Genomic DNA, 2,430 nt, shown 5'->3' with positions numbered 1-2,430 from the left:
GGATAAAGTGGTGGTGGACGAGTCCACAATCGAAGAAAACAAAGCCCCCTTGCTTGTGTACCGTGAAGCGGCCAAGAAAGCCTGAACATCCCAAAAGGCTGGCCGGAATGCTTGAAAAGCGCCTCCTGCGCCCCATGTCTGGGTTGATTGTGTTTCGCCGGGCCATGCAACTGGCCGTCACGGCTAACGTTTAAGGTTTATATGTCCGGACAAACTTCATTGCCTTCCACCCCCATTGACCTTCCCCTCCTGCCTTTGCGGGATGTGGTGGTCTTTCCGCACATGGTGATCCCCCTGTTCGTGGGCCGCCCCAAGAGCATCAAGGCGCTGGAGTCGGCGATGGAGGCCGAGCGCCGCATCATGCTGGTGGCGCAGAAGGCTGCGGCCAAGGATGAGCCTTCGGTGGAAGATATGTTCCAGGTGGGCTGCGTTGCCACGATCCTGCAACTGCTCAAATTGCCTGACGGTACTGTCAAGGTTTTGGTGGAAGGACAGCAGCGCGCCAGTGTGAACAAGATCGAAGAGGGCGAGCAGCATTTCACGGCCAATGTCACACCTGTAGAGCCCGTGGTTGTGATCGCCGGTGACAAGACCAGTGAGATAGAAGCATTGCGCCGTGCCGTGATGCAGCAGTTTGACCATTACGTCAAATTGAACAAGAAGATTCCGCCCGAGATACTGACCTCGATTTCCAGCATCGACGATGCGGGACGCCTGGCCGACACGATTGCCGCGCACCTGCCGCTCAAGCTGGATGCGAAGCAGGTGATCCTGGATCTTGACAATGTCAAGGCCCGGCTGGAGAACCTGTACGAACAGCTTGAGCGTGAGGTCGACATCCTCAACGTCGACAAAAAAATCCGCGGGCGTGTGAAGCGCCAGATGGAAAAGAACCAGCGCGATTTTTACCTCAACGAGCAGGTCAAGGCCATCCAGAAGGAACTGGGCGAAGGCGAAGAGGGGGCGGACATCGAAGAGATCGAGAAAAAGATCAAGACCGCCAAGATGCCGCAGGAAGCCCGTAAAAAGGCCGAGAGCGAGCTCAAGAAGCTCAAACTCATGTCGCCGATGTCCGCGGAGGCGACCGTGGTGCGCACCTATATCGATGTGCTGACCGGCCTGCCGTGGAGCAAAAAGACCAAGATCAAACACGACCTGGGCAACGCCGAGAACGTTCTCAACGAAGACCACTATGGTCTTGAAAAAGTCAAAGACCGCATTGTTGAGTATCTTGCGGTGCAGCAGCGCGTGGACAAGCTCAAGGCTCCTATCCTGTGCCTGGTTGGGCCTCCCGGGGTCGGCAAAACCTCCCTGGGCCAGTCGATCGCCAAGGCCACGGGCCGCAAGTATGTGCGTATGGCTTTGGGCGGCATGCGCGATGAAGCTGAAATCCGCGGCCATCGCCGTACCTATATTGGCGCTTTGCCGGGCAAGGTCCTGCAGAGCCTGACCAAGGCCGGCACGCGCAATCCGCTGTTCCTGCTGGATGAGATCGACAAGCTGGGCACCGACTTCCGTGGCGACCCGTCCAGCGCGCTGCTGGAGGTGCTCGACCCTGAGCAGAATCACACCTTCGGTGACCACTATGTCGAGGTGGACTTCGACCTGAGCGACGTGATGTTCGTGGCCACCTCGAACTCGATGAACATTCCGCCAGCCTTGCTGGACCGCATGGAGGTGATTCGCCTTTCCGGTTACACCGAAGACGAAAAGACCAGCATCGCAATGCGCTATCTGTTGCCCAAGCAGGTCAAGAACAACGGCGTGAAGGAAGAAGAGCTTGAAGTGCAGGAGCAGGCGGTGCGTGACATCGTGCGTTACTACACACGTGAAGCCGGCGTGCGCTCGCTTGAGCGCGAACTCTCCAAGATCTGCCGCAAGGTGGTCAAGGGTATCCAGCTCAAGAAGATGACACCCAAGGTCGTCGTGACACCCGATAACCTCAACGATTTTCTGGGCGTGCGCAAGTTCAACTATGGTCGTGCCGAACAACAAAACCAGGTCGGCCAGGTGGTGGGGCTGGCGTGGACGGAAGTCGGCGGCGACTTGCTGACGATTGAGGCTGCCATGATGCCCGGCAAGGGCGTGATCACACGTACGGGATCGCTGGGCGATGTCATGAAGGAATCCGTTGAGGCCGCACGCACGGTGGTGCGCAGCCGTTCCAAGGTTCTCGGCATCAAGGACGAGATGTTTGAAAAGCGCGATATCCATATCCACGTACCGGACGGGGCAACACCGAAGGACGGCCCAAGCGCGGGTGCCGCGATGACCACCGCTTTTGTTTCAGCGATGACGGGTATCCCTGTGCGCGGTGATGTGGCCATGACGGGCGAGATCACGTTGCGCGGCGAGGTCACGGCCATCGGCGGGCTGAAGGAAAAACTGCTCGCTGCCTTGAGGGGCGGCATCAAGACCGTGCTGATCCTC

General features: G+C 58.3%; 2 protein-coding genes. Both read left to right on the top strand.

Features of this window, described 5'->3' with window-relative positions:
* Positions 1 to 194, top strand: a 194-nt coding sequence (locus AC1DWI_RS19840) for a hypothetical protein (RefSeq protein ID WP_477725539.1), incomplete at its 5' end; no start/stop codon positions are given.
* A 7-nt stretch (positions 195 to 201) separates the two neighbouring features.
* Positions 202 to 2,430, top strand: a 2,229-nt coding sequence (lon, locus tag AC1DWI_RS19835; RefSeq protein ID WP_477725538.1) for an endopeptidase La, incomplete at its 3' end; no start/stop codon positions are given.

The sequence above is a fragment of the Polaromonas sp. P3_C2 genome (genome assembly GCF_056402675.1).
This window is presented reverse-complemented; position numbering and strand designations above follow the sequence as displayed.